We start from the raw sequence: 5,363 nt of genomic DNA on the forward strand, positions 1-5,363 counted from the left end.
AATGATAAGGCTGTATTTCGACAGTTGGTCAGTTTTTTATCCCCTAAACCGCTAAAGGTGGGGTGGGGATGATTTTTGTCGTGTGCAGAGCATATTTTTACCAACACTACAATGTATAGTATAAGCCTGATGAATTTTTTGCCCAATATGTTCTCACAATAAGAACACAATTATAGCCTAATCTCCAAAACATAAACAAGAGATAGGCATAACATAACGTTATTTTATCTTCGAAAACATTTCTTGCAATTGTTGATTACCATATTGATTTAAATGGTCGTCATCATAATACCAAGGTGTACCATTGTTACTGCCTTTACACTTCACACCATCACACAAATATTGTGCAGGATCTAAAACCGTTGCCTGACATTGACTGGCAACACGCCCAATCATCTCTCTAAATGGCTGATTTCGATTTAAATATTGCTGATATGACATCTCAATTTCCGCATCTTGTTTGAGCAAGATTCGTTTTGCCATAGTTTTTGGTGCATCATAAGGTAACTCTGGCACAGGCAAAACCATATATACGGGATGATTTTGACTCAGCGAACAAATCGTCTGTTTTAAGTTTATTTCTAATTGAGACAATAGGGCATCATTACTTTTGTGATATTTTTGCTCAAAATAAATTAATGGTTTATTATCATGCACATATAGGAGATTACTTTGCGAACCTAACAAATAAGCTGATAAACGTGATGTCCAAATCACAGGCACACCTTTAAGGTTTTGTGCCAAATAACTTGATCGCTGTTGATTTTCTAAAGCACAAATATTATCAAATCCTGTAAAATTTGCCCCAGCAATCATCGGACAGCTCACTTGTAACATCGCTGCTATGCCCTGCTTTTGCACATTGGTATTTGCCACCAGCCCTGTAAGCAAAGCATCGGTATGACTATCTCCGACCATAATGGCACGGATATTATCTTTATTACCGATATAACATACTTCACTCAATTTTTTGCCATTCGGCATACAATGATAGGGATTTCTCTCTCCCCAATAACTTAATACTTGATTGATTTTTGGTGATATATTCGGCTGTATTAATTTATAATCCCCCACTCGTTTTGCCGATAAAAATATAATAAAAAAAACAAGAATAAGTAGCATTTTCTTAAATAATGAATTCTGTACCATCTTTTTTAAATTGATACTTTCTATATAGCGATAGCTTAAAAAACCACATAAAATCGAGAGTAAAATACCAACATAAACCGTATATTCGGGCAAAGTATAATAAAAAATAATAACAGCAAAGACCCAGTGCCACAAATAAATTGAATAAGACCAACGACCAATCGCTTGTATAACAGTATAATTTAACAACTTACTTTGGTAATTGCTCACAATGAATAAAAAAGCACCGAACACGGGAATAATTGTCCAATAGCTTGGCCATATTGTCGCTTCATCAAAGAAAAAATAACTAAATAATATCAGTAATATACTCACTTTTTGCACGACTGATTGCTGTTTTTCTACTATTTTAAATGAGAATAAATAGGCAACTCCACCCACTAGCATTTCCCATGCCCGAGAATACAATAAATAAAATGCTTCCATCGGCTCATGTTGTGATGAATAAATACAAAAAGAAAAACCCACTATAAACAATAGCAATACAATATATTTGAGATGTTCTAACTTAAAAATTCTGTGTAAAATTAAAATAATAATAGGATAAATAAGATAAAATTGCCACTCTACAGATAGTGACCAAGTATGTAATAAAAATTTTTCTTTGGCAGTAACATCAAAATAATCGATTTCTTCTAGATAATTAATATTAGAGACAAAACTTAAACTACTCGCAACATGTCGCCCTACCGCTTTATAATCCATTGGTAATAAAAAAAAGTAGCCCAAAACCAATAATATTGTACACAGCACTAATAATGCTGGAATAATGCGATAAGCACGAGCCAAGTAAAAATCAGTTAATTTAAATTGCTGCGTAGCCAGTTTTGAAACAATAATTCCTGTCATCAAATAACCAGAAATCACAAAAAAGACATCAACACCAATAAAGCCACCAGGCAACCAATCACTATTAAAATGAAAAATGAGTACAGCCAAAACAGCGATTGCACGCAGAGCATTGATGTCATATCTAAATTGCATAACTTACCCTAAGAGTTATCAACTGATTACAGCTTAAATTTGGTTTTTTATTTTTCACCAAATAGGATATTCGCCATTTTACTGGCGATTTTATCGTAGTCAAAATTTTCTAATACAAATTGTTTACCATTCTCGCCTAACTGTTGGCGTTGTGCTGGCGTCATATCGTATATCTGTTGAATGGCTTGTGCAATCGCTGTTGCATCTTCAGCAGTGACACTCACCCCAGCATTGGCAATTTTGACAAAATCTCCTTCACCTGAAAAAGAATGCACCACAGGACGTGCCGAATACATATATTCTGGTAACTTATTGGCTGCAATACCCAATTCATAAATCGGTTTATTTTGCCAACCAATATAACACACATCAAATTGCTCTAACATCGTTTGGATTTGAGCTTTGGCAATTGGCTCAATAAAAGTCAAATTGGTCACACCCAATCGTTGAGCCTGTTCAAGCAAACTTTGCTTTTCTTTACCCTCACCGACTAGAATAAAATGCATCTGTTCACGCGACGGAATGTGTGGAATGGCATCAATCAAATATTTCATCGCATTGGCCAAACCAATTGAACCAGTATAACCGACAATGAATTTATCTTTTGGCAATTGTTGTAAAATTTCAGCCGTTAATGCTTGTTTATTATTCACCTCATCCAAAAATACGCCATTCGGTATCCAATGAAATTTTTTCGCATCCAATCCACGACTTGCCATATGTTTGACTGCATTGGCTAGATTGGAAAATGCATAGTCAGCATGACGATATGCACTATCTTCAATCCATTGTAACAACCGCACAAAAGGATGACTTGGCGAATATCCGCCCAACTCAATCAGCGTTTTTGGCCAAATATCACGGACTTCAAAAATAAATTTTGCCTTAAAGGTTTTTGCCAACGATAAAGCACCAAAATAAGTTGGTAATGCTGGCGATGATTGTAATACCACATCAGGCTTATGCAAATATGATTTCAGCTTACGAATTTTATAAGCAAAAACAAACTCATTAATGATACGCTTTTTATTATGTGCACCTTCATATGGTGATAAATTCACCCAAACAAATTTAAAGTTATCATCAATATCTTCAATTAAAAAATCACCATCAAATTTTTTAGTGTGTCGTAAAATATGGCTATAGCTACCTGCAATCACATAGACCAAATAACCTTGTTGTGACAGTGCTTTTGCTAAATAATATTGTCTTCCCCCCATACCCGTTTCAGGTGTAGACGCATATTGATTGATCAGCCAAATACATTTTTTACTATTTTGCATTTCATTCTCCAAGAGATTATTGCTATCGATACATACTGATTATTTTAGTATATAATACAAGATCCAATCTAGCACTTTCAGAATAAATTATCACCCGAGAAATAATTTATCATACTAGACCTCTTTCAAAAATGGCATTTAAAGGAAACCGTTCGTGGTGAGCCTGTCGAACCATAACGGCTTTCCAACCCTTTGACAAGCTCAGGGCGAACGGAAGACCTACTTTCGCAAGGTGTCTACTGATTACAAACAACTTGTAAAAATCATTCAACAAAACTAAAAGACCTTAAATCTAGTAACCCAAGCAAATATCTTAGGACTACCAACCAAAAGACACAAAAATAATAATAAAAAATAATAAAATGAACTTAAAACACTTGAAGATATATTCATAGACGTAATTGAAATAATCAATACCAATAAAATATTTCTTTGATATTCATACATGGTATAAACAAAAGCTACCATAAAAAAAGATAAACCTATCCAGCCAAGCCAATAACCTAGTTCAACAATAAGTGAATGCGGATTATAAAACATTAACTCTGTTTCAAAAGAAGCATAGGTTGAATATTTATAATAATTATAAATTTCACCAGACCCCAGCCCTAAGTTTCCAATATTTTTTAAGAAATACATATAGGATTCTATTCTTAGGCTACTAGAATGATCAAAACCAACTCCATTGTTATATACTCCTATAATCGTATCTAATTTATCTACTATACGTGTAACTACTGATATATCTGAATGAAAAGCAATAGTCACTACAGGAATACAAACAACCAAGGAAATAATAATTTTTTTTATCGCTTTGAGCGTAAAGAATTCTATCCTTGTTGCTAAAAAAATCAAAAAAGTTGCCAATAACGCTGTTCTAGAAGATGTAATTAGTAAAAGTAATGCTATTATTAACCAAATAAATGCCATATTACGAGAAGGAAATTCTTGTTCTATCTTTGCAATACAAAAAGATGATAGCATAACTATACAAGCTAAATCATTTGGATTAGTAAAAGTGCCTGTAACATACAAAAATTCACCATAATCAGAACTAACAGGTAATCCAAATCCAAGTGTATATGTCATAATTTGACCCACACAAACAATAAATTCAAGCATCAAAAAAGAGAATAGAAAATTATATATAAATATTTTAAAATTAAAATCATTCCTCTTCAATGCTTGAATTGAAAATAAAAAAAATGGTATCAGAAATATGGTTAATGATATTGTATGAAATAGCTGACCCTGGTATGGGTGATTGAAGTAGTATAGACTAGCAATCAATAAATATGGTATCCATGAGAATAAAACAAACCAGTCAGTATATTTTATTTTACTCGGGTTAAATGCTTCTAAAACAATGAGCAAAAAAATCACTAAAAATAGTGGAATATATGACAGGAAGCTATTATTTGTAAAATATAATAAAAATGAAGTCCCCAATACTGTTGACAAAAAAAACTTATGTATCGCTATTGTTTTCATAAATAACTTCTATCTTCAAAGGCAACCGATGTTTCGATGGTTAGTTAATAGACGTGATTCGATATAAGGAACTAAAAAGAAGCCTAATTAGCACTAGATTAACTTAAATTAACGCAAAATAGGTTTAAAACTTAAACATTTCTTTGATTTAAAAGATATTGAGATATATTCCTCCACATCATCTACATAAAATTGTAGGTTATGTTGAACCCAACCACACCAAACAACTTACTTATCAATAAGTTAGACAAAAATACTATCTTAAAAGCCATGTTAAGTATAACCAGACCTATTATACAGGCATCTGTAGTTAAAATCCACAGAAATAGAATAGGTGTAATAGACAAAACACATAAATTAAATTTATTAGTAGATAGTCTTAGGGTATGTTGACATACAAAGAAAATCAGTTATTCTGATTATATGAATAGACTAACACTTACTGATGCCCAATGG

Annotated in this window: 3 protein-coding genes; all 3 read right to left on the reverse strand. The window is 32.7% G+C overall.

Translation table 11 applies throughout. The features are described 5' to 3' along the window. Positions 1-219 precede the first annotated feature (219 nt). On the reverse strand, positions 220-2,133 hold the full coding sequence (locus tag ACEYX7_RS10515) for an acyltransferase family protein (RefSeq protein ID WP_374802402.1): 1,914 nt from the start codon (positions 2,131-2,133) through the stop codon (positions 220-222). Positions 2,134-2,180: 47 nt separating this feature from the next. After that, the gene (locus ACEYX7_RS10520; RefSeq protein WP_374802404.1) at positions 2,181-3,416 is read right to left on the reverse strand and encodes a glycosyltransferase family 4 protein; all 1,236 of its coding nucleotides are present in this window, start codon (positions 3,414-3,416) and stop codon (positions 2,181-2,183) included. A gap of 276 nt (positions 3,417-3,692) precedes the next feature. Next, positions 3,693-4,505 (reverse strand): O-antigen ligase family protein, encoded by an 813-nt coding sequence (locus ACEYX7_RS10525; RefSeq protein WP_374900551.1) that lies wholly within the window; start codon positions 4,503-4,505, stop codon positions 3,693-3,695. Between the last annotated feature and the right edge of the window lie 858 nt (positions 4,506-5,363).

The organism is Hubeiibacter jixunmingi (genome assembly GCF_041928215.1).
In the GTDB taxonomy this organism is placed as follows: Bacteria; Pseudomonadota; Gammaproteobacteria; order Pseudomonadales; family Moraxellaceae; genus Acinetobacter.